Annotated in this window: 24 protein-coding genes; 6 read left to right on the forward strand and 18 right to left on the reverse strand. The window is 45.7% G+C overall.

Translation table 11 applies throughout. The features are described 5' to 3' along the window. Positions 1–141: 141 nt before the first annotated feature. Positions 142–516 carry a hypothetical protein gene (locus AC3CH4_RS14825; RefSeq protein ID WP_004736595.1) on the reverse strand — a complete coding sequence of 125 codons (375 nt, stop codon included), beginning with the start codon at positions 514–516 and terminating at the stop codon, positions 142–144. A gap of 244 nt (positions 517–760) precedes the next feature. Between AC3CH4_RS14825 and AC3CH4_RS14830 the strand changes: the two genes are divergently transcribed. Continuing rightward, positions 761–1090, forward strand: a complete 330-nt coding sequence (locus AC3CH4_RS14830) for a DUF2500 domain-containing protein (protein ID WP_004736596.1) — start codon at positions 761–763, stop codon at positions 1088–1090. Positions 1091–1149: 59 nt separating this feature from the next. Here AC3CH4_RS14830 and AC3CH4_RS14835 read toward each other — a convergent pair whose 3' ends face one another. The 7 genes from AC3CH4_RS14835 to rhtB form a co-directional block, all read right to left on the reverse strand. Next, complete coding sequence (locus AC3CH4_RS14835; RefSeq protein WP_102454216.1) at positions 1150–2163, reverse strand: acyltransferase; 1014 nt, start codon at positions 2161–2163, stop codon at positions 1150–1152. Positions 2164–2287: 124 nt separating this feature from the next. Then, complete coding sequence (gene arsJ, locus AC3CH4_RS14840) at positions 2288–3508, reverse strand: organoarsenical effux MFS transporter ArsJ (protein WP_065682858.1); 1221 nt, start codon at positions 3506–3508, stop codon at positions 2288–2290. Between the two features lie 97 nt (positions 3509–3605). After that, positions 3606–4097 carry a cyclin-dependent kinase inhibitor 3 family protein gene (locus tag AC3CH4_RS14845; RefSeq protein ID WP_488543085.1) on the reverse strand — a complete coding sequence of 164 codons (492 nt, stop codon included), beginning with the start codon at positions 4095–4097 and terminating at the stop codon, positions 3606–3608. Positions 4098–4138: 41 nt separating this feature from the next. Next, entirely contained in the window at positions 4139–5140 is a 1002-nt protein-coding gene (locus tag AC3CH4_RS14850; protein ID WP_171313192.1) for an ArsJ-associated glyceraldehyde-3-phosphate dehydrogenase, read from the reverse strand. Between the two features lie 41 nt (positions 5141–5181). Beyond that, a complete protein-coding gene (locus AC3CH4_RS14855) occupies positions 5182–5523 on the reverse strand; it encodes a metalloregulator ArsR/SmtB family transcription factor (RefSeq protein ID WP_017104736.1) in 342 nt (113 codons plus the stop codon). Positions 5524–5622: 99 nt separating this feature from the next. Then, positions 5623–6843 carry an EAL and HDOD domain-containing protein gene (locus tag AC3CH4_RS14860; protein ID WP_004736603.1) on the reverse strand — a complete coding sequence of 407 codons (1221 nt, stop codon included), beginning with the start codon at positions 6841–6843 and terminating at the stop codon, positions 5623–5625. Between the two features lie 43 nt (positions 6844–6886). Further along, positions 6887–7504, reverse strand: a complete 618-nt coding sequence (rhtB, locus tag AC3CH4_RS14865) for a homoserine/homoserine lactone efflux protein (RefSeq protein WP_004736604.1) — start codon at positions 7502–7504, stop codon at positions 6887–6889. 81 nt (positions 7505–7585) lie between these two features. Here rhtB and AC3CH4_RS14870 point away from each other — a divergent pair, with 81 nt between their 5' ends. Next, complete coding sequence (locus AC3CH4_RS14870) at positions 7586–8566, forward strand: alpha/beta fold hydrolase (RefSeq protein WP_114634111.1); 981 nt, start codon at positions 7586–7588, stop codon at positions 8564–8566. A 215-nt stretch (positions 8567–8781) separates the two neighbouring features. Then, positions 8782–9609 (forward strand): Cof-type HAD-IIB family hydrolase, encoded by an 828-nt coding sequence (locus AC3CH4_RS14875; protein WP_114634112.1) that lies wholly within the window; start codon positions 8782–8784, stop codon positions 9607–9609. A gap of 87 nt (positions 9610–9696) precedes the next feature. On the opposite strand, the gene AC3CH4_RS14880 is transcribed toward AC3CH4_RS14875, so the two are convergent. Continuing rightward, positions 9697–10164 carry an EVE domain-containing protein gene (locus AC3CH4_RS14880; RefSeq protein WP_017096078.1) on the reverse strand — a complete coding sequence of 156 codons (468 nt, stop codon included), beginning with the start codon at positions 10162–10164 and terminating at the stop codon, positions 9697–9699. A 39-nt stretch (positions 10165–10203) separates the two neighbouring features. Here AC3CH4_RS14880 and AC3CH4_RS14885 point away from each other — a divergent pair, with 39 nt between their 5' ends. Together AC3CH4_RS14885 and AC3CH4_RS14890 are read left to right on the forward strand one after the other, a co-directional pair. Then, positions 10204–11748 (forward strand): COG3650 family protein, encoded by a 1545-nt coding sequence (locus tag AC3CH4_RS14885; RefSeq protein ID WP_488543086.1) that lies wholly within the window; start codon positions 10204–10206, stop codon positions 11746–11748. Between the two features lie 2 nt (positions 11749–11750). Next, positions 11751–12347 carry a tRNA-uridine aminocarboxypropyltransferase gene (locus tag AC3CH4_RS14890; RefSeq protein WP_488543087.1) on the forward strand — a complete coding sequence of 199 codons (597 nt, stop codon included), beginning with the start codon at positions 11751–11753 and terminating at the stop codon, positions 12345–12347. Between the two features lie 180 nt (positions 12348–12527). Here AC3CH4_RS14890 and AC3CH4_RS14895 read toward each other — a convergent pair whose 3' ends face one another. The 8 genes from AC3CH4_RS14895 to lptM all read right to left on the reverse strand — a co-directional run bounded on the left by AC3CH4_RS14895 (position 12528) and on the right by lptM (position 22500). Then, positions 12528–15008 carry a bifunctional diguanylate cyclase/phosphodiesterase gene (locus AC3CH4_RS14895; RefSeq protein WP_488543639.1) on the reverse strand — a complete coding sequence of 827 codons (2481 nt, stop codon included), beginning with the start codon at positions 15006–15008 and terminating at the stop codon, positions 12528–12530. A 192-nt stretch (positions 15009–15200) separates the two neighbouring features. Then, positions 15201–17699 (reverse strand): bifunctional diguanylate cyclase/phosphodiesterase, encoded by a 2499-nt coding sequence (locus AC3CH4_RS14900; RefSeq protein WP_488543088.1) that lies wholly within the window; start codon positions 17697–17699, stop codon positions 15201–15203. Between the two features lie 170 nt (positions 17700–17869). After that, complete coding sequence (gene yigB, locus AC3CH4_RS14905) at positions 17870–18586, reverse strand: 5-amino-6-(5-phospho-D-ribitylamino)uracil phosphatase YigB (protein ID WP_017090345.1); 717 nt, start codon at positions 18584–18586, stop codon at positions 17870–17872. Positions 18587–18601: 15 nt separating this feature from the next. Then, positions 18602–19534: a tyrosine recombinase XerC gene (xerC, locus tag AC3CH4_RS14910; RefSeq protein ID WP_108111926.1), complete on the reverse strand. Its 933-nt coding sequence runs from the start codon at positions 19532–19534 to the stop codon at positions 18602–18604. Then, positions 19503–20201: a DUF484 family protein gene (locus AC3CH4_RS14915; protein ID WP_065205723.1), complete on the reverse strand. Its 699-nt coding sequence runs from the start codon at positions 20199–20201 to the stop codon at positions 19503–19505. Before AC3CH4_RS14915 ends, xerC begins: the two co-directional genes overlap by 32 nt. 44 nt (positions 20202–20245) lie before the next feature. After that, on the reverse strand, positions 20246–21076 hold the full coding sequence (gene dapF, locus AC3CH4_RS14920; protein ID WP_004736615.1) for a diaminopimelate epimerase: 831 nt from the start codon (positions 21074–21076) through the stop codon (positions 20246–20248). A gap of 11 nt (positions 21077–21087) precedes the next feature. Further along, the gene (gene lysA / locus AC3CH4_RS14925; protein ID WP_004736616.1) at positions 21088–22341 is read right to left on the reverse strand and encodes a diaminopimelate decarboxylase; all 1254 of its coding nucleotides are present in this window, start codon (positions 22339–22341) and stop codon (positions 21088–21090) included. 42 nt (positions 22342–22383) lie between these two features. After that, entirely contained in the window at positions 22384–22500 is a 117-nt protein-coding gene (gene lptM, locus AC3CH4_RS14930) for an LPS translocon maturation chaperone LptM (RefSeq protein ID WP_407829960.1), read from the reverse strand. Positions 22501–22575: 75 nt separating this feature from the next. Here lptM and cyaY point away from each other — a divergent pair, with 75 nt between their 5' ends. Next, positions 22576–22890, forward strand: coding sequence for an iron donor protein CyaY (cyaY, locus tag AC3CH4_RS14935; protein WP_146458265.1), 315 nt, complete (start codon positions 22576–22578; stop codon positions 22888–22890). 68 nt (positions 22891–22958) lie between these two features. On the opposite strand, the gene AC3CH4_RS14940 is transcribed toward cyaY, so the two are convergent. Further along, positions 22959–25487, reverse strand: a complete 2529-nt coding sequence (locus AC3CH4_RS14940) for a class I adenylate cyclase (protein ID WP_017084846.1) — start codon at positions 25485–25487, stop codon at positions 22959–22961. Positions 25488–25648 lie beyond the last annotated feature (161 nt).

Below are 25648 nucleotides of genomic sequence, written 5' to 3' on the forward strand. Positions count from 1 at the left end.
GTTATGATTTCATCTTCGCAAAGACAAGGACTTGTAATGATCGCGGTAGTTGTAGGTCTAATGACACTACCGATGATGTACTAAGCAAGTTACAAATAAAAAAAGGGACGCCATGAGCGTCCCTTTTTTTGTTCAATTTTTTCACTTCGAAAACAGATGCAGTGTTAGCACATCCCAGTTCGCATAATAGAAACCCGCGGCTGCTAAAGTCATTGCCATCATCAGTAAGATCGCAACTCGCCAGATAAAGCGACCACTACGTGGAGTTAGCTCCTTCTCACAGTCGTTACACATCATGATGAACTTATGTTGGTCTTCCAACTTAGCCTCATGTTCATTGACTACCTTATTACGACACGTTGCGATATAACGCAGCTTGCTCACCATATCGTGCGGTAGCCTTTCTTCACAGCTTGTTACAAGCTCATGCAATCCTTCGCCTTCGGCATGATATTGAAGCCTCAATAACTTCTCTATATTGCGAGTTCTTGTCACCACTTTTTCAATATCGGTCATCTTGGCCCTCCCACTCCACACTATAATTCTAGTCGAGCATTCCCTTATTTTTATACAAATTTACTGATATTTACGTGAGAAAGAGACAATAAATAACAATGCTTTATCCCAAACAAGCCACTAAATGTGATGTCTGCCGAAAAATAATCAGCTTGGCTTACAACAGTTCACGAATAACAGCTTTAAACACATATCCCTATTGCTTGAAAGACTAGAATAACCATCACGACTACATGGAGGTTATATGCCTAATTCACTCTTTTTTGCCATCTTTGCACTTGCTGGTCTAGCGGCTTGGGTATTTATTGGTTTCTATCGAAAACACTCGCAAGGTGAAAATGCGCCAGAAAAGAAAGTGAATGTCACGGTATTAGACAAACAATCCATCGACCTTCCTGATGCAGAACCAGGCCAAGAAGATCAAGAGTACTGGATTTACGTTCAACGTGGTGTCGTTGGTCCAAAACGAGAATTCCAAGTCGGCATCCACTACTTCCACGCCCTTAACCCTGGCGACAAAGGAACCTTAACCTACCAAGGCGATAAGTTCTTACACTTTGCGTTGAAGCGCTAACCCTAGCCGCCTCAACTGTCTCCTCTAAGCAACCCATCAAAAAGCCTTAGCCCCTACCGCTAAGGCAATAACCAACGCGTTCTCTCTGACTTAGAGACCAACCAGCTCATCCATAACGCGCCAGCTCCGCTGATCACGATCCATAATGGAATAACCCAAGCAGGGTGTCCTTGGTACCAACCGAACTCTTTCATTGGCCACAAGAAAATCGGGTGCAGCAGATAAATACCTAAGCTGTGTTTACTGATAAAACCAACCACTTGATTGCTCTTCTCAGACAAGCCTTCACCATAATAACGACATACCATGAACACCATGCTCGCTGCTAATACGGTATTCAACGTTTTGTAAGATAGCCAGCGCCCTACCGTGTACTCTTCTGCTACCAAACTTGCATCAACCACCATGTAAACCGTGGTCAGTAACGCTAACCCACCAAGTAACACACTCACGCCGACAGTCATCTTATTAAGTGGAACAATCTTATACAGCAGATAACCCAACGGTAAGTAGCCAGTGTACAACCACAACTCATGACTCCAAGGGCCATCGATTTTCAATAAGAACAGTAATGTTGTGAACAACCAGACCGCCGTAAAGGCGTAGACAGATCTATCACCGTACTTTCTGACCATGATCTGTAAAAAAGGAATCACAAAGTAGAGCGGGATAAAGTAATAAAAGAAGCCAAGGTGATAGTAGGTATAGTGATGATAGCTATTGAGTAGCACATCCCAACTGACGTCAGCATCAAAGCCCATCGCAGACCAACCCGATAGATAGGTATAGAACAGCGACCAGACAATGAAAGGGATCAGCACCTTACCCAAACGACGCTTGAGGTAGTACTTGGCGTCAAACGGGCGCTGATCACTCAGCATCAGAGCACCAGTAATCAAGATGAACACCGGCACCGCCCAACGACTGAAACCGTTCACCGTAATGGCGGTCAGCCATTCACCGAAAGGAATGGTGCCTAATTCATTGCGATAAGGCGCCAAAACATGAATCGCGATAACCGCTACGGCCGCGACACATCGTGCTAAATCAAAAAAGAGAATTCGCTGCTTCATGTAAATGCCTGATTAATATTCAATCATTCTACTATAGCAATAAAAAAGCTGACCGGAATAAATACCAAGTCAGCTTAGTGTTAAAGGAGAGGCTTATCGCGAATTTAGCTCGTACGGCTTAAGCTTATGCCGCTGAGATTTGCGGCACTTTCGGTAAACGCAGAGAGATCACCGTCGTTATCGCTAAGAACGCAAAAGATACCCACAGACACGCAGACAAACCGGCCATTTGGAATACCAACCCTGACAAGATAGTACCAATCAAACGGCCCATTGCATTTGCCATGTAATAGAAACCGACATCAAGAGAAACGCCATCGCCTTTCGCATAACTCACAATAAGGTATGAGTGCAGCGATGAATTCACCGCAAAGATGGCACCAAACACCATCAAGCCACCGATAATAACGAACTCGGGTTGCCAGCCAATTTGCACCGCATAGGCAATACCGGCAGTCACGATAGCCAACGCCCCCGCCCATAACAACGCTGCATGTCCATCAGGCACCTTGCCTTGTGCTTTACCCGTAATCTTAGGTGCAATGCCCTGCACAAAGCCATATGCGATGGTCCAAACCGCTAAGAAGCCACCCACCCATGAGTGATCCCATCCAAACACGCTGCCTAGGTAAATGGGCAAAGCAATCACAAACCACACATCACGAGCACCAAACAGGAACATACGCGCAGCAGATAGGATGTTGATGGATTCAGACTTAGAGAAGATCTGTTTGAATTTAGGTTTGGTTTTCGCTTTACCCATGTCCGCTTCTAAGCTCACCAAGCTGCCGATGAACACCAATGTCAGTACAGCAGCCATCGCAAGCACTGCATATTGGAAACCAATTGTTGAAAGCAGCAAACCACCAATAAAGAACCCTGCGCCTTTAAGCGCATTCTTAGAGCCGGTCAGAATCGCTATCCACTTATAAAGCGCACCCTGCTGTTCATCAGGTACCAGAGTCTTAATCGAGCTCTTGGCACTCATCTTATTGAGGTCTTTAGCAATACCAGACAAAGCCTGCGCCGCCATTACCCAAGGAATGGTCAACATGGCTGATGGCACCGCGAGCATACCCAAGGCGACGACTTGCATCCCTAACCCGATGTTCATGGTCTTGTTGAGGCCAAGACGCGCCCCTAACCAGCCACCGATTAGGTTGGTCACCACACCAAAGAATTCATAGAAAAGGAACAGTGAGGCGATTTCTAGTGAACTGTAGCCAAGGTCGTAAAAATACAGAACCACCAGCATACGAAGTGCACCATCAGTAATGGTGAAGTTCCAGTAGTTGAAAGTCACCAACATATATTGGCGAACGCTCTTACTTAGATTTGAAAACATAACGCTATCTCTGCAATCTAAACAAAAAGAGCTTTTGGATCATGATAAGTTCAACACTCCAGATACCAAAAGCTCCCTGTATAACAACAATGGCTTATTAGCTGTTCGCTACGCCATTAATGTATTCAACCTGAATGGGCTTAGTAAATGCGCCCGGACGCAGTGCCTGCACCTCTTGAACAATCTTTCTCATGTCCCAGCTCTTCTCTAACAGCAGGTGTGCAGCCAGCAAGCCAGTGCGGCCAGAACCGCCCATACAGTGCATTGCTACCTTGCCGCCGTTATCAACCACTTGATGCAACGCAGGGCTAGCTGCTTGCCACTTCGCAGCAAAATCAGCACCCGGTGCACAGTCATCTTCGATTTCGATCTGGAACCATTGCATGCCTAGCGCACGTGTTTTTTCACCAAGTGCCGCCACGTCTTTGCTTGCAAGCTCATGGTCATCAAGTGCTGTCACGATAGCTTCAACGCCTTGCTCTTTTAGCTGAGCCAGTGATGCATCAAGCGTTGCTTCTTTTGTGCCTGGGCACGGAGTCAGGATTAGCGCGCCTTGCTCTAGGTCTAGTTGCCATGTTGGATGTGTCATTGTGTAATCTCCAGATTCTACTATTTCTTAAGTACGCAGGCTTATGCTAAACCGACAGTGCGAACCAGCTCAGCGGTACGTGTTGCGTAACCCATCTCGTTATCGTACCAAGCGTAGATCTTAACCATGCGCTTACCGACCAACATCGTTGATAGTGCATCCACGATGGTTGAGCGTTGGTCGCCTTTGTAATCGATAGAAACCAGTGGACGCTCTTCAAAGCCAAGAATGCCTTTCAGTTCATTCTCAGACGCTTCTTTCAGCATCGCGTTGACTTCTTCTGCTGTGGTGTCTTGCTTCACTTCGAAGATGATGTCTGTCAGAGAAGCATTCGCTAGTGGTACACGAACCGCGTGGCCGTTGATACGGTTTTCAAGCTCTGGGAAGATCTCAACAATCGCCTTAGCGCTGCCCGTTGTTGTTGGGATAAGGCTCATACCACATGCTCGTGCACGGCGTAAGTCCTTATGGGGCGCATCAAGAATCGTTTGCGTGTTAGTTAGATCATGAATAGTGGTGAAAGCTGCATTTTCGATACCCAGCTTCTCGTTGATCACTTTAACCACTGGCGCGAGACAGTTGGTTGTACAAGATGCTGCGGTTACGATTTTATGTACAGCTGGGTCGAAGATATTGTCGTTCACACCGACAACGATGTTTGCAATGCCTTCTTCTTTCACTGGCGCCGATACCACAACGCGCTTCACACCTTGCTCAAGGTATTTATTTAGGAAAGATGCCTTACGGTGAACACCGGTCGCTTCAAGGACAACATCGCAACCAGACCAATCGATCGCATCGATGTCGCGCTCTTGCGTAGTTCTAATGCGTTGACCGTTGATGATCATCTCATCGCCTTCAACCGCGACTTCGTGGTTCCAGCGACCTTGAACCGAATCGAACTCAAGAAGGTGAGCCAATGTCGCGGTGTCGCCAGCCACATCGTTAATCTGTACGAACTCGATTTCCGCCCAATCAAACCCTGCGCGAAGTGCTAAACGGCCGATACGACCAAAACCATTGATACCTACTTTGACTGTCATTTTCTATTCTCTCAGCTCGTGGTGAATCTAAAAATATTAAATTAAACGCAACATTGAGGGCGTGAAGTCATGGCTTCTAAGCGCTCAATATCTTGCTGGTATTCAGTTTTCAAACAGTTCGATGCGATAAGGTCGTCAATTAACTTTAGCATCCAACCTGGTAAATCTTGTGACAGGCGGTAAAACACCCACTGCCCCTGGCGAACATCAGTCAAAATGCCGTTTGAACGCAACTGCGCAAGATGGCGTGAAACCTTTGGCTGACTTTCTTGCAATGCCTGAGTCAACTCACCAACCGATAAGCACTCATTGCGAACTATCAACATTAAGCAACGCACTCGCGTTTCATCGGACAGTAATTTAAAAAATTGGTGAGGAAGCATAACTACATACTCATATATGGATATGCATATATGATAGGTGTAAAAAAACGCACGTCAAGGCGTGCGTTATAATTGTCATAAAAGTTTAACGAAGATAAATCAGAGCTGATTGGTTACGTTATGACTCCAGCGTCGAGCTTCGGTGAGCTCAGTTTTAACCTGTTCCACACTCAATCCTAAATGAGCACAGTGCTCATCCATCTGCTGCCAATCGGCATGTTCAAAGCTCTCTTCAAGGGCCAGCAAGGTTCCATATGGCCCTTCTCTACGTAACAGAGCCACCTTGATACTTTTACACAAAGGCAGTTGCTCAACTAAATTCTCTAACGACAAGTCGAGCAGCGCATCAAGCAACGAGAACAAACCAATCATAAAGGCTTGCTCGGCATGCCCTTCAAATGCCTGATAACGAGACATACGTTGGCAGAACTGAGCTCGCTGAAGCGATAAGCCATATAGCTCTTTTGGCTTTTTATCAGAGACATAAGACGCCACTGCCAACGAGACAAACATTTTCAGCTTCTCTTGCCCCAGATAAACCAAAGCCTGGCGGAACGAAGAGATGGTGACCTCAAGGCGAGGTGACATGGTATTCACAAAACGCAGTAACTTATACGATAAGGCGACATCTTTTGCGACGATGCTTTCGACACGTTGGAAGTTGACTTCCGGCTTACACACTTCTTGGAACAGCTCCATCGCAATTACTTGCTCAGGGCTAATGTACTTGGTCTTGATGATTTCAGGTTTGCTGAAGAAGTACCCTTGGAAGAACTTAAAACCCGCCTCTTTCGCTTGCTTAAACTCTTGTTCAGTTTCGACTCGTTCAGCCAGAAAGCTAAACTTCTTCCCTTGATGAGCTCTTACCAAATCACACGCTTCATCCAAGCCCATTTGCATGATATCGAGCTTAACAATATGCGTGTATTTAAGGAATCGTTCCCATTCTGGCGTAGAGGTAAAGTCATCTAGGGCAATCATGTACCCCGCTTGATAGAGCTCTTTGACCGCCTCTAACAGCTCATCCGTCGGTTGGCAGGTTTCAAGAATCTCGACCACAACCTTGTCTTTCGGCAAGCCTAAAGGAAGCCGACGAATCAAGCTTTGATGAGGGAAATTAATAAAACAGCGCGAAGATGGAATCGAAGGGTTATGCCCAACCGATAAGAAGTTCTCAACAATCAGACGGTACGTTGCTCGATTAGACTCAATATGCGCTGGGTAGGCATTCCTTTCTCCGTCGCGAAACAACAGCTCATAACCAAGCGTGTTCTTGTTACGGTTTAAGATAGGTTGTCGAGCAACGTAGGTAGCGGTCATTTATCTATAACTCTATTGATTCATCTATAACTGTATTGCTTTACTAAGCTTTAGCGGCAGCAAGCAAGGCACCGCAACCCATGAACATACCACCAAATATTTTATTTATCTTACTCATTATACGATCAGAACGAATAAAACGTCCCATTTGTGAAGCTAATGATGTGTAGCCCAACATAACAACACTATCAATGAATACTGTTGTAACTCCTAACACTAATAACTGCGGTGCTTGCGGTTGTGTAGGATCGATAAATTGAGGAAACAGAGCCACCAAAAACACGATAGATTTTGGGTTAGTTAGATTGATAAGCACGGCATTTCTAAGCAGCTTACCACTCGATAGCGTTGAGCTTTCTTCTGAAGCCACCAAGCTAGAATTATCACGCCATTTTTGAATACCCAACCAAACAAGGTAAACCACACCTACCCATTTGATGATGGTGAACGCCAACGCAGATTGAGCCACCAGAGCACCAATACCTGCACCCACCAGCATGATGTGGAATGCAAGACCGAGCTGTAAGCCGGCGATCGACGCAAGTGACTTCTTGGTGCCATAACTTAGCCCATTGCTGATTGAGTTAACGGTACCTGAGCCCGGAGCCAAACTAAACAATATCGCCGTGACGACATAAGCAAGCCAAACATGAGTATCCATTTGCATTTCCTTACTAGTTCTTTAATCTAACAACATTAGTAGCGATAAAGCTCTCACATGCATCAGTTCAGGTAATTTCCCATGGAAAACCACAGTGCCGCCCCATTTTCGTACACGCAAGAACCTGAGTTCGAGCAAGCGATTAAACACCCGATCCCTGCCCTTTGGCAACAACGTAAAGATGGGTATGTCACATCATCAGGTAAAAAGAAGCTGTACTGGTGTAGCCTAACCTCACCAATGCACACCAAAGCCATTGTTATTTCAAATGGCCGCATTGAGTGTTGCTTGAAATACCAAGAACTCTTTTATGATTTTTATCAGCAAGGCTATGACGTTTATTCATTTGACCACCAAGGTCAAGGCCAGTCGGAACGTATGGTAACAGACTCTGACATTGGTCACATTCATGAGTTTGATGATTACGCCTCAGACATGTCTGACGTCATTGCCAGTTTTGACCTAAGCCGATACTCCAATCGCTACCTACTGGCACATTCAATGGGCAGCACCATAGCTACTCGCTATCTACAAACTCACCCCGATCACCCATTTGACAAAGTTACTCTGTGCGCTCCGATGTTTGGGATTAAGACTGAATGGTACTTCAAGCCCATCGCGATGGTTGTTGGGCAAGTACTCACCGCTTTCTATGCTAAGCCGACTTATGCCCCGGGGCAGCAAGCGTACTACTCTAAGCCCTTCGAAAATAACTTACTCAGCCACAGCAAGGTACGCTATCACTGGTTCCGTTGCTTGTATGACGGATCCCCTTCTTTGCAGGTTGGCGGACCAAGCACTCGCTGGGTATGGCAAGGGTTAATGGCAGCGAAGCAGGCGATACAACAAACTCGTCAAATCAAGATCCCACTGTTATTGATTCAAGCTGGAGAAGAGAAGATTGTCAGCAACAGCGCTCAAGTGAAGTTCATCAATAAACTGAAGAAAACCAACTCAGCCTGCCAGTTTAAGGCCATTGAAGGGTCTAAGCATGAGGTGCTGTTTGAGAAAGACGAATATCGCAATCAAACACTGAATGCTATCAATCAGTTTTTTGCCTAGAGCTAATAAACTAATAAGCGAATAAGCGAATAAGCGAATAAGCTGAGTAACCGACCAAGAACATAAGTGCTAAAGAGGAAGAGAAGTAAGTGAGCTTTGCCCTCTTTTCTTGCATGAAATTGGCATACAATTTCTACCTAGAGATATTGTAGTTAAAACGATTCTAGCGTTGGCTAGCGTCGATATTGGTTAAGCATTTTTGCAATGAGGGTTAAATGAGTATTCCTGCACTAAAAGATTCCGTGAAAATTGTTGCTTCTGATTTAGATGGTACGCTTTTGGCTCCCAACCATCAGCTAAGCGACTTTACCAAGCTAACACTTAAGAAATTACACGACCAAGGTTATACCTTTATCTTCGCTACGGGTCGTCACCACGTCGATGTGGCGGGTATTCGTCAGATCGCAGGTATTCCGGCGTACATGATCACTTCAAACGGTGCACGCGTGCATGACCAGAACGATCAACTGATGTATAGCCAGAACGTGCCTCAGGAACTCGTTCAACCTGTTATCGATATTGTTCGCCAAGATCCAAATCTCTTTATTCACATGTACCAGAATGAAGATTGGCTACTGGACCGTGAAGACGAAATGCTGGCAAAATTCCACAGTGAGTCTGGCTTTAGCTACAAGCGCTTTGAAGCAGAAAATGCACCAAGCGAAGGTATTGCGAAAGTCTTTTTCACTCACCCAGAACAGGACCACGAATATCTCGTCACGTTTGAACAAAAGCTAAGAGATACTTTTGGCGACAAGCTGAACATCGCCTTTTCAACGCCTTGGTGTTTAGAAGTGATGGCCGCTGAAGTTTCTAAAGGCCATGCCTTAGACGCTGTTGCGAAGTCACTGAACCTGACACTGGATAACTGTATTGCCTTTGGTGACGGAATGAACGATGCCGAGATGCTGGCTATGGCAGGCAAAGGCTTAGTGATGGGTACATCGCATGAGAAAGTATTTAAAGCTTTGCCAGACAATGAAGTGATTGGCAGCAGCGCAGACGACGCCGTTGCGCACTACCTAGAAAAGCACCTGCTCTAACCTCATCTCGTCGAAGAGATCTGAATAAATAAAAAGGCAGCCAATGGCTGCCTTTTTTGAACCTTACGTAAAAAGCTCTCTCTAATGCTAACGAGAACCTAGCACTTCTTTGCTTAAGATCGCCTGCCACTCTTGCTCTGTAACCGGCATGATCGATAATCGATTGCCCCGTTTAACCAACGGCATTTCTGCTAGCTCAGGCATAGCTTTCAACGTTGCTAAAGGGATCAAGCGCTCAGTTACTCGCACAAACTCGACATCCACCATTATCCAGCGCGGGTTGTCTGGCGAAGACTTGGCATCGTAGTAATCACTTTCTGGATCGAATTGAAAATGGTCTGGGTAGGCTTCTCTGGTTACTTTAGCGATCCCCGCTACGCCAACTTTCTTACATGATGAATGGTATATCATCACCAGGTCTCCAAGCTTAACGTCATCGCGCATCATGTTTCGAGCCTGATAGTTGCGTACACCCTCCCAACAAGAGGTTTTTTGTACTCTCAGAGTCTGAATAGAGAAGGTGTCGGGTTCTGTTTTAAATAACCAATATGCCATAATAAATCCAATTAACGGTTGCTCCGAGGAAGATATAACATGAAGGTAATGAAAAACCCAGTGACATGGCTAGCCGCGTTTGCTTTGCAAGGCTGTGTAACGGCACCAGATACGCCACAACAACCCGAATTACCACCAGCAACCTTGGATGAGCCACTGAGCATTCAACCGCAAACCTTCATCATGCGCGGTCAGGTTGTGGTTGGCCATGAAAGCCGAACCTTCACCCCTTGCGGTAGCCAACAACAATACTGGTTAGATTTAACGCCAGAACTCGCATTAGAAGCACAAGGGCTCTCAACGAGACCTTACCAAGCCTTATACGGCGAGCTGATTGGTCATCTAACCGTACCGAGCCAAACAGGGTATAACGCAGATTTCACGGCACGTTTCGTGGTTGATCAAGTGAATATCCTCACCGCAGAAAACCCTGATCGTTGTGACCAACCCCTACGTTCAACACGTGTATTCGGCAATGAACCCTTCTGGTCAGCAAGCTTCGATAAAGACCAGCTCAAATACACTAAGATGGGCGAGCAGCCACAGATCCTCGATATTGAATCAAGCCGCACCACACCAAGCAGTCGTGATTACCAATTAGAAGGTAAAGCAGCGCAAGGCAAACTCAACCTTACAAAAGAGAGTTGCAGCGACGGCATGAGCGATTCTATCTATGGATGGCATGCCAAGCTTAACCTCAATGACAGTAACTATAATGGCTGTGCAACGGTCTCTAACCAAGATCCAACATTGGACTGGAGCGGACTCTACTTCGCTAGCTCAACGCAGAACACTGGATTCTCTATCAACCTTGAGCTCAACGATGACCATAGCGCCATTACGACATACTCGTACAGCAATGGAGACCCTTCTATTGTTGAACAAGGCTTCTGGCAGCAACTGAACCAAAATCAGGTACAAGTGGTTATGACTCGCCACCAGCAACAGTATTTAATCTCCGAGCGCATCTTCACGCTCGATAACGGCAAGCTGGTCGCTGAAAAAGAGAAAGTGGGCAACGTTGTCTACCCGATTGCCAATGGCGGTCTGGTGCTATTCGAAGCTAAGAATGCACAAGCGCAAGTAAACACCACCGCTAACGTTGATCTAACCGCAAAGCAGGTGAACTCCAGTGATCAACTTGATCAACAAGTCGACCAAGCGATCCGTGAGTATTTTAAGATCAACAACAGCTCACCTGACGATACCAAGTACCGCTGGTTAACCTACGACTTAAATGGCGATGGTAAGGAAGAACTGTTTGCCCAGCTCGATTGGTGTGGCTCTGGTGGCTGTACACTGCTTATTTTTGAAAATCATCAAGATAACTGGCGCTTCAATAGTCGAGTGACATTGGTTAAGGGCGACATACGCTTAGGTAAATCACAAAACCACGGCTGGCAAGATCTGATCTTCAATGTCAGCGGCGGCGGTGCAACACCTGCGAAACACACATTGTCATACTCTGGTGTGAGCTACCCACTCAACCCAAGTGTTGCTCCAATTGCAGATGATGCTGATATCAGCGATGTGGTTTTGTTTGCTGATGGTGTATCACCTACACAAAGTGGAGTTAAGCTGTAAAGATGAGTAACCAACAAGCTTGCCATGGTTGTGGCTTCACTCACCAGTGCGTTTGTCATCTAATACCGACGGTTGAAAGCCAAACCGATCTTGTACTACTGACTCATGAGAATGAGCTGTCGCGAGACACCAACACCGGAAAGTTGCTTCAGCAATCCCTTGAGCAGTGTCAGTCCATTGTGTGGCAAAGGAAAGCACCACCAGCCAAGCTAATGGCGCTGCTTGAAGATGAAACACGACAACCGTTTCTTTTATTCCCGAGTGATCAAAGCATCGAGTGTCAGCAAGCAATGACGACCCAAGCCATGAGTCGAAAACCGCTATTCATTATCTTGGATGGCACATGGCAAGAAGCGAAGAAGATGCTTAACAAGAGCTCGTGGTTACAAGCTGTCCCACAAGTTCACCTCAACATTACCAGCGAATCCTCTTACACCTTGCGCCGCAATCAAGACAGTGGCCATCTGTGTACTTGCGAAGTGGGTATTGAGTTACTCAAATCTTTAGGTGAAAGTGAACCTGCCAAGCTCATTGATGACTACTACCAACAGTATCTAAAAGTATTCCACGCCGACAAATGTGGCCACGCTCTCAAATAGATCAAGCAGGAGCGTAAGAAGGCAATAAGCACATTTCAGGGCGGGACAGATACTAAAAACAAAAAGGGTGAGCCGTAAGCTCACCCTTTTCACATCGTACTTTAATCTATTGAACCATTTAGTGTTTCACGTGAAACGCACACGCTGGCTGTTCGCTGAAAAGAGATTTTACTCTCCCTATCAGAATAAGCGTTGAGGCTGACCAAAGTAGTAACCCTGCAAATAATCGACCCCCATATCCTCTGCGATTCGACACACCTGTTCGTTATGAACAAATTCAGCCACCGTCTTAGCATTCAGAATCTGACATAAGCTCACCAGCTGTTGCGCTATCTTGCGTTGCTTTTTATCCTTATCGATATTGCGAATTAAACTGCCATCAAGCTTTATCACTTGTGGTTCCAGTTTCAATATCTCATCAATGTTCGAATAGCCTGAACCAAAGTCATCGACAATAATATTCACACCAAGATCTCGGAAGTGATTACACACCTCGATCAAGCGACCATAATCCTGAATTTGCTCGGTTTCCAACACTTCTAAACCAATACGCTGTGGGTGACTGATTTTTTTGATGGCTTGCTCAAGGTGTAAAATGGTTTTCTCATTGCTGAAATCTTGTGGCGCTAAGTTAATTGAGAACGAGTCCGTTCTTTGGCTCATAAAATCAAAAGTGCGCGTTATCATTTGGCGACTCAGGCGCGTATAGAGGTGGGTTCCTTCAATGATTGGTAAGAACTTACCCGGAGCGATCAGCTGACCATCTTCTTCGATTCGAACCAAGCACTCGTAGCTTTCTACTTGATGACTATGCGCCGATACAATGGGTTGCGAGCAAGCAACAATATTTTGGTTGAGCACCGCGCGGCTGACACACGATAGCCAACCGAGTTGTTCTTGGCGATGCTTCTCTAATTGAATTAACGCCTTGGCACTCACCAGATGTTTATTCTGACTCACCGCGCTGCGTCGAGCTTCAATCGCTTTCAGTAATAAATCATCAATGGAGGTCGTAGGGAAATCGCGACGACTCGCGACACCTGCGCAGACCGAAACCGAAAGATAATCGATATCGGGTAGCCCCATCGGCTCAAAATTAACATGCTCGGTTTGATCTGAAAATTCAGAGAAACGCTGATGAATGTGTTCTTGGCTGGCCCAACTATCAAACACCACCGCCCACTCACCAATACCAATACTGTAGAGCTGGCAACCCTCATCAAAAAACTGCCACAGTGCTTTCTGAAAGTACTCACTCAGATCATGCAGAAGTTTGTCACCTACTCGATAACCATACTTCTCATTGATTTGACCAAATGTGGTGACCTTCAAAGCCAACAAATGACTGTCAGAGCTCATTTGTGACAGCTTCTCACGCAGTACACTTCTATTGGGTAACCCAGTGCGACGATCAATTCGGTAGCTCGCCGTCAATGCGGTCGCTTGCTGCTGAATCTTACTCGCCATGCTATTGTTCATGTCATCAACATCAAGCAGTGCATTTCGAATCAATGAAAACAGAGGCGATATGTTGGTCGTGGGTTGTGTCTCTAATGGCTGTACAGCCTTGCCTTCACCTTCTCTAAGCGCGAGATAAGTGAGGCTATGATGCAGGATTCGTTGTTGGCCACGATCTTGATAGAGTTCTCCCATGCAGTACACACCATAGGTGTCTGCGAGCTTCTGGAAGACTTCTACTTCTTGGTTACCATCAATAAAATCGATACGAGAGGTGCAGTTGTAGATAAAAAACTGCTCCGGTCTATGAGAGGCAATCTGTTGAACACCGAGTCGGATCTGCTCCAAGGTCAGTGAAGGGTGGTCGTAACAAAACCTGACCTCATCACCAATCTGAAAATGACCACTAAATTCTATCTCTCCACATTCTCTCACCTTGAGTGGCAAGTGAATGTTTTGCTCTTTCGGGTCGCCGACCATCAAGGGGAAATTATGCAGTTGCTCGAAAGGTACTTCGAGGCCATCAGCAAGGTAGCGATTATAAAGATCGCGAACAGGCATACCATCCAATTCAGCCAACCGGTTATCTTGAGCACCAGTGACACGAAAAGTGCGGCCAATAGGGTTCCACTCGGTGTAATAACCCTTGGTGGTTACGAGCTCGACACTGTGCAACGCCAACATCACATAAGCATTCTCATAGCAAATGCCTTCTAGCATTACCCATCGCCCATTATCTGTGATGGTCGATGCACCGCCACAAATAGGCAATGAATATCTCGATTGTTCAAACGCTGAAAATAAGTCGCGGTTGTTTATCTGCAAGCTATCGGCGAAACAGATGATATTTTGAGTATTGGTATTACACTCAAGCTGCTGCCACATCGATTGACTATCTAATAGTGGTTGCTTGCTGTATTCGACAACGCCACAAGTGTAAGAGGTCGCATCGAAGCGAGTGACAATAAGATAGAGACCTTGATGCAGGATGACGCCTTGGCTGATGTAGTGGTTTGCACTACAGCCAATCAGCCTAGCATTAGGGAAAGTCGCTTGAATCACTTGGCAGGCAGCCAAAACCGAACCTTTCTCGAAAGAAGAAAACACCTGAATCAGTAGGTCTTCATGTTGATGAAAATCTATCTTTTGCAATTCACGCTGGGTTTGCTTTATATCTTGTATCAGGAGAGAGGTCGATTGCATATTCACATTAATCGTTACGTTAATGATTGGTTATTGTGCTTATTATAGATAAGGCTTGCACGGAATACTTACGATCGTCTTATAAATAATGTGACGTTAGTTAGACATCATTGATTCCACCCAAAACAGTCACCAATAGCGGCAGAACACTTTTTAAAGCAAGTCACAATAGGATACGGAAAGCTTTAACAACTAAAACAGTCGCTTAGGCTCACCAAAGTAGTAACCCTGCAGATAATCGACACCCATTTGCTCTGCTATCTCACAAACCTGTTGGTTATGGACAAATTCAGCGACGGTTTGCGCATTAAACACCTGGCATAAGCGAACCAACTGAGAGGCGATATTTCTTTGTTTTTGGTCTTTGTCGATGTTGCGAATCAGACTACCGTCGAGCTTGATAATCTGCGGCTCAAGCTTAATGATCTCATCAATATTGGAATAGCCAGACCCAAAGTCATCAACAATGATTCTCGCCCCAAGAGCACGGAAGTGATCACACACCTCAATCATACGACCGTAATCTTTAATCTGCTCAGACTCAAGAACCTCTAGGCCAAGTCGAGTGGGATCGTTCATAGCACTGATGGCGGTCTCGAGTACCTCAAGCGTCTTGTCGCTCAACAAATCTTGTGGGGATAGATTGATAGAAAATGAGCTTTGCTTATCCGCCATATAACCGATGGTGTTCTTAATCATGTGTCGGCTGAGGCGAGTGTAAAGGTGCGTGTCGGCAATGATAGGTAAGAACTTACCTGGTGGCACAATGGTACCGTCTGACTCCATGATTCTGACCAAGCACTCTTGGCCAATCATTTCGTGAGTACCGGACGCCACAATTGGCTGGGAATAAGTGATGATGTTCTGATCTAAAATCGCACGACTTACACAGCTCAGCCAGCCGAGTTGCTCTTTACGATCTTCTTCACTCACCTGAATGTCTTTAGCATTGGTGATGTGAGTGTTATTCCTGACCCCATAACGTCGAGCTTCGATCGCTTTCAATAAGATCTCATCACCACTATCAGTTAGGAAGTCGCAACGACTAGCGAAGCCGCCACACAGAGAAACTGACAGGTAATCAATATCAGCCAAGCCATATGGCTCAAAATTGATGTGCTCAATATCGTCAGCAAACTCAACGAAACGTTGCTCTATTTTATCGCAACCAACATTGGCGTTAAAAATGATCGCCCATTCGCCGACACCAATGCTGAACAGCTCTACTTTCACCTGAGATTCTTTAGCCACACTAAGGTGTAATCGCTCGACAAAATGATTAGACAGATCAAGTAACAGCTGGTCACCCACTTGGTAACCATACTTCTCGTTAACTTGATGGAAATTAGTCAACTTTAACGTCAGTAAGTGCTCACTGAAGAGAATCGTATTGAGACGCTCTTTTAACACGATACGGTTGGGTAGCCCGGTGCGGGAATCAATGCGGTAGCTTTCGGTTAAACGACGCGCCTGTTGATGAAGTTTTTTCTCCATCTGCGTGTTCATACTGTCGAGATCAGCCACCGCATTTCTGACGAGATTAAGCAGTGGCGATACCGTTGAGTCACGCTGGAAATCTTCACAACGAAACTCATTAATCTCGTCCGACTCTCTCATCGCAATATAGGTGAGGCTGTGATGCAGTATCTCTTGGCGATCGTCGTTGCGGTATAGCTCGCCCATGCAGTATGCGCCGCACGCGTTTACTATCCCCTCAAATGGCTTGAGCTCAAGTTTACTGTCGATGAATTCAAGTCGAGAGACGCAGTTATAGATGATCACCGATTCCGGCTGATGCATGGCAAGCATCTCAGCGCCGTGACGCACTTTTTCTGCGGTCAAAGAAGGATGGTTATAACAAAACTGTGCCTCTTCGCCGACATGCCAAGGACTATCAAACTCGATACTGCCATCATCATTAATGCGCAGCGGTGTCGATATGCCCTTCTTTCTGCCAAGCTCTCGATAAAGCGGAAAGCTCATCAGCTGACTGAAAGGGAGATCTTTACCATCAGCAAGATAATGTTTGAATACGTCGATAGCCGGCTTGTCGTTCAACGCGTATAAGCGATTTCCGACTGCATGTGTGACTCGTAGCTTCATCCCGATCGGGTTCCACTCAGAATAGGCATCTGACCAAACCTTCAATCTGGGGTTAGTCAGAGCCACCGCCACACAAGCGTGTTGGTAGGTCTGTTCATTATGCATAACCCAACGCCCGTATTCATTCTCATGACACAAGCCACCAGCAACAGGCAATGTATAGGGTAGGTTTTCAAAGGCGCTATAGATAGGGTAATCACGACCTTCAACCTGATCGCATAGGCTGATGACCGTTTTAGCATCTTTCGAGAGATCTAGTCGAGAAGCGAGCTCTTGGCTGTCTTGGTTTGGGTTACCAGTAAAAGGCTGAACCGCGGAGGTTAAACGGGTTTCATTAAACTCACTAATAATGATTAAGGTACAACTACTCTCAAGACAATTGTCACAGATAACATGACGCGCACTTTGGCCAATTAAGGTGGCATTGCTTAGGCGATTGAGAGCAACACTCGCGATTCGACGAGCCACATCAGAAGATTGGGCAGAGAAAAGTTGAATAAGATATTGTTTGCTGTCACACCACTCTCGCTGATCAAATTGAGATTTAAATAGCTCCTCAGTATTTGCGAGAAATGTAAATGTTTGCATGCCAACCCTTGATCGAAATAGAGTGAAGTGAAGAACCCGCAACCACTGCTATGACTGAAATGAATCGATAAAAAGTAGTCGCCAATTATCCTAGCCTAAACAGGCATTTAATTGCGACTAATGTAACAATTCAATATCATAAATGCGACACAATAAGCTTACAGAGGTCTTTAAATTAGTCGCATAAGATCGCTAAGTTGCTCTATTTCAACATCAGGCAGCACACTCGCCTTCGAAGAGAGGTATAAATTGGAACCAATGTCATTAAACCAGCATGCTTGGAAGCCATTTTGCTTAGCTCCGTAAACATCCGTTCTAAGATGATCGCCGACATGAAGAATGTTGATGGCATCAACATCTAAGTATTGTTGCGCTTTATCAAACATATCTGGGTAAGGTTTTGCTCTACCGTTTGGGCCAGCTTTAAGGATTCGTTGAAAATACTGCCCTAAACCAATTTTATGTGGATCGACATTGCCATTGGTAATCGCAACCAAAGGAATGCGTTGGCTAAGTTCTGCCATCACTCGATGCGTTTCTTGAGGAACATCGACTTGATTGCGCAACCACAAAGCATGTTCTATCCCCTCACGAGCCGCCTGTTCAGCTTGTTGCTGAGAGTAGCCCAACTGCAGTAAGCCACTCTTAATCTGTGTTTCACGCCAAACAGTAACATCATGCTTTAAAGCTGGGTTTTCAGAGGCGACTTGCTGCTTAATGCCCTGCCACTCTTCAAGCGATAAAGAAGCCGACACTGGGTGCTTTTGGTAAAGCCACTGCGCCATCTCTTTTTCTACCTTCATGATCACAGGCCAGTTGTCATACAGGGTGTCATCCAAGTCAAAGGTCATGGCTTTGATGGGCTTCAACCCTCGATAAATTCGCATAGTAAAACCTTTAATCTATTCTTTATTCTTCTTACGTGCTCGAGGGTGAGCCTCATCATACGCTTGAGCTAAGTGCTGGAAGTCCAAGTGAGTATAAATTTGGGTTGTCGAGATGTTTTCATGCCCCAACAACTCTTGGACAGCACGAAGATTCTGGCTCGATTCAAGCACGTGAGTTGCAAAGGAGTGACGCAGTTTATGCGGGCTAATATGACTCGCAACGGATTGCTTCTTACCCCACTCTTCCATGCGCTTTTGCACACTGCGATGGGAGATCCGGGTCCCTAACTTGGACACAAACAGGGCCTTTTCTCCCGGAGAAGCAAGATCACCGCGCACTTTGAGCCATTTATCGACCCACTCTTTAGCCAATCCTGAAAACGGTGCTTTACGTTCTTTGTCGCCCTTACCAATCACTCGGATTTCGCCTTGCCGGCCCAACACATCTTTAAGATTGATGCCAACCAGTTCAGCGAGACGTAAACCTGCACCATACATCACCTCCATCATCGCTCGATCACGAATCGATAATGGGTCGTCTTCATTCACGTCAAGCAACTGTCCGACTTCATCGACATCGAGATTTTTAGGTAAAGGACGCTGTTTGCGAGGTGCAGAAACCCCTTTGGCTGGGTTTGCGGTCATTTCGCCACGTAACACAAGGAAATCAAAGAAGCTGCGTAATGAAGATAAGCGCGTCGCGATACTGCTCGCTTTCATTCCTTCACGCATGCCTTTACTGGCAAGTTGTCTTACCCACGCCGCGTCTACTTGGCCCCAATCTTTCAGTCCAAGTGTGACCAAATGAGCGGCCATAGTTTCAAGTTGTTGTTTGTAATTACGTTGGGTGTGTAGGCTGAGTCCCTTCTCGCTTCTGAGATATTCATAGAAGCGAGAAAGTGGCTTTTGAAGGCTGTTAGGAAGAGGTATTTTGGGCTCTAGGCTCATTATTTATCTGCCAAGGTAAGGTGTCCGCCAAATGAGACACAACAAGTGCTAAATGGCGTAAAAATAGCGTATCCATATGAGGTTGGAAATGTCCGCCATCTTCACTAGAAAAGGCAAGCAAACCCAATGGAGACTGCTTAGCAAGTGGTAGTACTACATAAGAGCCTAGCTCTGGAACTTGGAAATCACCAAACAAATCGTGTCTGTCGGCTTTTCTCAAGCGTCCTAGATAAGCATCTTTACCATTGAAATGGTTGAGCGAAAACTTCGAATAGCGGTCTTCACTCAGCTTATAAAAGCCAGGTTGCGAGAGAATTCGTACATGGGCCTTCAACCCTAAATCTAACGCTTTTTGTTCAACAGCCTTGATAACCTGCATAAAGTCACTGCATTTCAGCACGTGAGCTTGCAGATCCATAAATTCATAGAAGGTTTTATCGTTATTCGCTGCCAACGACATCAAGCCAGTGATTTCTTCCTCTAGCTCTTCGATTCGGTGGCGTTGGCGTTTAAGCTGAACCTCCACCAGAGAAACAGCGCCCTGCTCAACATTATTGATAGCAAGGCGATCAACCAAACCTTTCCTGTCTTGGAAAAAATCTGGGTTATCACGTAAATATTCCGCGACCACTTCTGCGGTGAGTGCGTCGGCTTGAACGTAAGACAAAACCTATCCTTTATTTTTATGAATCTATTGGTTATGAATGTTTATTAGCAAGAAAGTTGACCATCAAACACATGGGTTGCCGGGCCAGTCATAAACAGAGGTTTACCCGGACCTTGCCAACTAATCTGCAAATCACCACCAGGTAGACGAACTTTCACGTTCTCAGCCAGCAAACCTTGATTGATACCAACCGCAACCGCGCCACATGCACCGCTGCCACACGCCTGAGTTTCACCCGCACCGCGTTCATAAACACGCAAGCGAACTTCTTCACGGTTAATCACTTGCATAAAGCCAGCATTAACACGCTCAGGGAAACGTTCATGTGATTCAAGAAGCGGACCTAAGGTCTCCACATCTGCAGTATCGACATCATCAACAACGGTAACCACGTGCGGGTTACCCATACTTACGGCACCACAGAACAAGGTATGTACATCCGTTCTTAAGATATACGTCTTCTCAGGCTGCTTTGCCTTGAATGGGATTTTGCCAGGTTCAAACTCAGGAATGCCCATGTTGACAGTGATCTGGTCATTGTCTTCAATCTTGAGAACCATTTTTCCTTTCTTGGTGCTCACGTTGATGCTGTACTTATTCGTTAAGCCTTTCATGCGAACGAATCGTGCAAAACAACGAGCGCCATTGCCACACTGCTCCACTTCACTGCCATCCGCATTGAATATGCGGTAATGGAAGTCAGTTTCTGGATCATAGGGAGCCTCAACCACAAGTAGCTGATCAAAACCCACACCAGTGTGACGATCCGCCAAACGGCGGATCAAATCTGGAGAAAAGAAAATATTTTGAGTAATGCAGTCCACGACCATGAAATCATTGCCCAAACCATGCATTTTAGAAAAGTGGAAGTGCATAACGCTTAAAATTACTCCGGAAGAATGTTTTCAAGTTCCCACAGACTCGTAAGCTCTTCACGCTGACGAACCAAATGAGTTTTATCGCCATCAACCATCACTTCAGCCGCACGCGAACGAGTGTTGTAGTTAGATGACATAGCAAAGCCATAAGCACCTGCAGAACGAACGGCCAGTAGGTCGCCTTCTTCAAGAACAAGGTCACGGTCTTTACCTAGGAAGTCACCCGTCTCACAGATAGGGCCAACCAAGTCGTAAGTCACCGCTTCACCCTGACGCGGGCTCACTGGCACAATATCCTGCCAAGCTTGGTAAAGTGCCGGGCGCATTAGATCGTTCATTGCCGCATCGATGATGGCAAAGTTTTTATGCTCTGTTGGCTTCAGGAACTCAACTTTCGTTAATAATACACCAGCGTTCGCAGCAATCGCTCTTCCAGGCTCGAAAATCAACTCTAGATCAGAATGATTGTCTAAACGAGCCAACAAAGCCTTCGCGTAATCTGAAGGTTGTGGTGGTAATTCATCTCGGTAAACCACGCCCAAACCGCCACCTACATCAAGGTGTTTGATGTTGATGTCATTCGCACGTAGTTGGTCAATCAGTGCAAGCAGGCGGTCAGTGGCATCGATGAAAGGTTCGATATCCGTTAACTGAGAACCGATGTGGCAATCAATACCATGGATAGACAAGTTATCGAGTGTTTTTGCAAACGCATAAACTGCAGGAGCACGGTCGAAGGCAATGCCGAATTTGTTATCACGCAGACCCGTAGAAATGTAAGGGTGAGTGTTCGCATCAACATCTGGGTTAATACGCAGTGAAATCGGCGCTTTAACACCAAGCTCACCAGCCACTTTATTCAGTCGCTCCAGTTCTGGCTCAGACTCTACGTTGAAACATTTAATGTTCAACTCAAGCGCACGCTTCATTTCAGCGGCTGTTTTGCCAACACCAGAAAACACAACTTTAGCCGGATCGCCACCCGCAGCAACCACACGCTCTAGCTCACCGCCAGAAACGATGTCGAAACCTGAGCCCATGCGAGCCAAAGTATTCAACACGCCAAGGTTCGAGTTAGCTTTAACGGCATAACACACCAAGTGTGGATGCTCACCAACCGATGAATCAAACGCATTCCAGTGGCGTTCTAATGTTGCACGAGAATATACGTACAACGGAGTACCATATTGCTCTGCTAGTTGTGAAAGTGCGACGTCCTCAGCCCAAAGCTGGCCATCTTCCTGATAGTTGAAGTAATCCAAAGTTCTTATCCCTTATAAATAACGATTTCTGCGTGTTTTCACTTATTGTGATTGTTCAGTCTGCTGAACTTCATCAGGATCGTACAAAGGACCCGTTTGACCACAACCAGAAAGTCCAATAACGGACACCATAAACAGAGCGGTAATTAATTTTTTCATTTTGCATATCGTGATTATTAACTCAATGCCCCCTATAATCGCACCACACTCAGGAAAAGCAATAGGATAGAAAGGATGAACGAGACTGAATTTCATCAACTGGTCGATATACAGATGCAAAACATCGAAGAAGCTATCGATGAATCAGAGGCAGATATTGATTACGAAGTGACTGGTAACGTAATGACGCTGGAGTTTGAGAACCGCAGCCAAATCATTATCAACCGCCAAGAACCAATGAAAGAAATCTGGTTAGCGTCTAAATCTGGTGGTTTTCACTTCAAGCTAGTTGATGACAAATGGACATGCTCAAAGACGGGTATGGAATTGTTTGAGATGGTCAAAGAAGAATGCGAAAAACACGCAGATGAAGAGATCAATTGGATCTAATTATTGGTAAAAAACAAAAAGGAGTGAATCAATCACTCCTTTCTTAATATCAATTATCGAGAATAAGCCTAGATGTTGACTATCTTTGAGCTCCGAGAAGCTAAAGTCGCATCATTACGGTAAGGCACCACATAAGAGTTACCTTCTTCAGGATGAACGATTTGGTAGTACTGAGGTAGATTGAAATTAATCAACTTAGACGACACCTTCGACTCATCTTTTACTGAAGTGTAGAAAGAATTCACGCTCGCGATCATCTCATCTTTTTCACCGCTGTATTGGTGATACACCTCAACTTGATTCGACTCGTCCAATACATAAATATTGAAACCTTTGTCGGTATCCTCAAAGAAAAATTGAATTAAACCTTCACTCGCAAAACCATCAACCACTTCTGGTAGCTGATACTCTTGCTCTTTATCGAGCATCAGTAAAGGTGAGCCCTTCAGCTTATTCGTCGAGATACTACGATAGAAATCGACCGAGTTTTCCAGCATCTGCACCGAAACGCCACGACGTTCAAAGAACAGGCCAAACATCTTGTTTGCCAGACGAATAGCCTTGAAGCGGCGGCGCTTCTCCGGCTCAATCGGTTTCAATCGTAAGTCGATACACTCAGCAAGCAGTTGATACACCATATTACGCATCACACCACGCAGGTTTTTGCTGTAACAGAACACATCGACCGATTCTGGCGGTAAAGCATCTTGGTGCATTTTACCAAGTACCGTCTTCAACGCGTCGAGCATTGCAGTATCACCTTGGAAATGAAGCGTACGTACTTCATGCCAAGAGTTACGATAAACCAGATCAACACTGCCGACTAAACTCTTACCCTCTTCACCAAAACTGAAGATATCGGCGTTCTTAAGATCAACCTTCAACGCACGACCACTTAATTCAGAAGTTGGGTCACTTTCAAAGTTGATGAACATCGCCAGTTGGCTTATTTCACACGGGCTCGCCAGAGCTTGCATACTCGGGCGGCGCTTACGTAAAGAGAAGGTATTACGCAGGTCGCTCACCATTTGGTAGAACTTATCGATATCAATCTGAGCGTCACGTACCACAGAGTGCAAACGCGTCGACTCGGTAATCAAGCCATTAAAAAACGACCAAGCAACCAACTTACTCAAGTACTCATGGTGTTCCAGAGAAGGCTGACCAAGAATACGATGCGCTACCAGTGGCTGCTTATACAAGTACCAACCGGCTTTATTCGACTGACCCTGACGAACTTCGATGAAGCTCAAGTCTGGTTCATGAAGATCAGGAGAGATTTGTGGGTTCAGTAGTGTCACTTTACCCGGCAACACCTCAAACGCAGCGTAAAGCTTACGAGCCAAGATACTGATATCTTGTGGGCTGATTGCCGAAGTGATGTCGTTACGACGCGCAAATTGAATCAGATTGCGGTAGCTCAGCATCAAGGCATCAAGCAGTGCATGGTGTACCACTTTAACTTGCTCTACCTTCCAGTTACGGCGGTTATCGAGCTCAGCAATGGTTTCATGTCCCCAATTCCAAGACTTAGTCATCTCAGTTAAGGCTTCACGACGCCACGCAACAGAACCAATGCCCGCATCTCGTGACAACTTCTCGTGGGTCTTAAGGTAGAAACAGCGTCTCACCAAGTCCAATCGAGTGTGGTCGTTAATGCGTTCTAGATAGCGCGTTACCTTCTCAAGCATCAGATAGTAGCTATCCATGCCATACAGATCCGGTTCATCCGCGAAGAAGCGACGCTTGGTATCAATACTCAGCAGTTGGGTGTTTGGGTATTCCCATGAATAAGCTTCTAACAGGATCGCCTTCAAAACCGATTTATACGGTGAGTCGATACTCTTATAGAGCTGCCATAGGTTTGAACCAAAGTACTCTTCAGCAGGGATGCGGTTCAGCTTGCCGAAATCGATCCACTGCGAGCAATCAAGATAACCATCCTGACACAGGCCTTGGACATACTCGTCGTAACACTCTTCCATTTCTGGCGGAATTATTTGCCACAACAAACGCTGGCCAGCCAAACGAACGGCAGAGCGATAGAACTCATCAAGCAGTAATAAGTGCTGTGAAGAACCACAGTTATCACCGGTCATCTCTTCAGAATGGTTTGAGCGGAAACGCTGTTCATCCATCAAGAAGAAGTTAGCTTCAACCCCTAAGGTTTCAGCCCAGTCGGTAATCAACAGACATTTGTTGGTCAGGCTGTCGCGAGATGCGCCATCCATATCCGGAGAAACACACACCCAGATATCGAGATCACTTGAAGTGCTTTGGCCAATAGAAGAAGTACTGCCCATGGTGTACAAGCCCAGGATTGCCGGTTCAGCAGCCTCGGTGAGTTTTCCACCCAGCGTTAATTCGGTATCAGAGACAAATTGCTTTTGGAATTCATTAGGCGTGAAGCTGCGAATTCCAAAAGGAACTTGTTGGTCATAATAACCAGGCATCATGGGATGATTGAAGTGAAGTAGTGCAGGAATAAGGTTGAAAACTCGCTGGCCTTGGACATTCATCAACGCCAACGCACGATCAATGCGCTGCTGATTAAGATTGTCTAATCGTTGAATCAAAGTCTGAGTGTAAGCCTGCAAGGTAAGTCCTTGGTTTGAGATTAAATGCACTTCTGTTTAGTTACTGAACGAAAGGAGCAACAAAACGTGATCAATTTAACACTTTTACCCTTAATGGTAAAGCAAAGGAACCTGTCATACTGGCCAATGCCTTGATGACAAAAAGTTAAAATCACGGCGCC

The organism is Vibrio sp. QJM3NY_26, assembly GCF_057786005.1.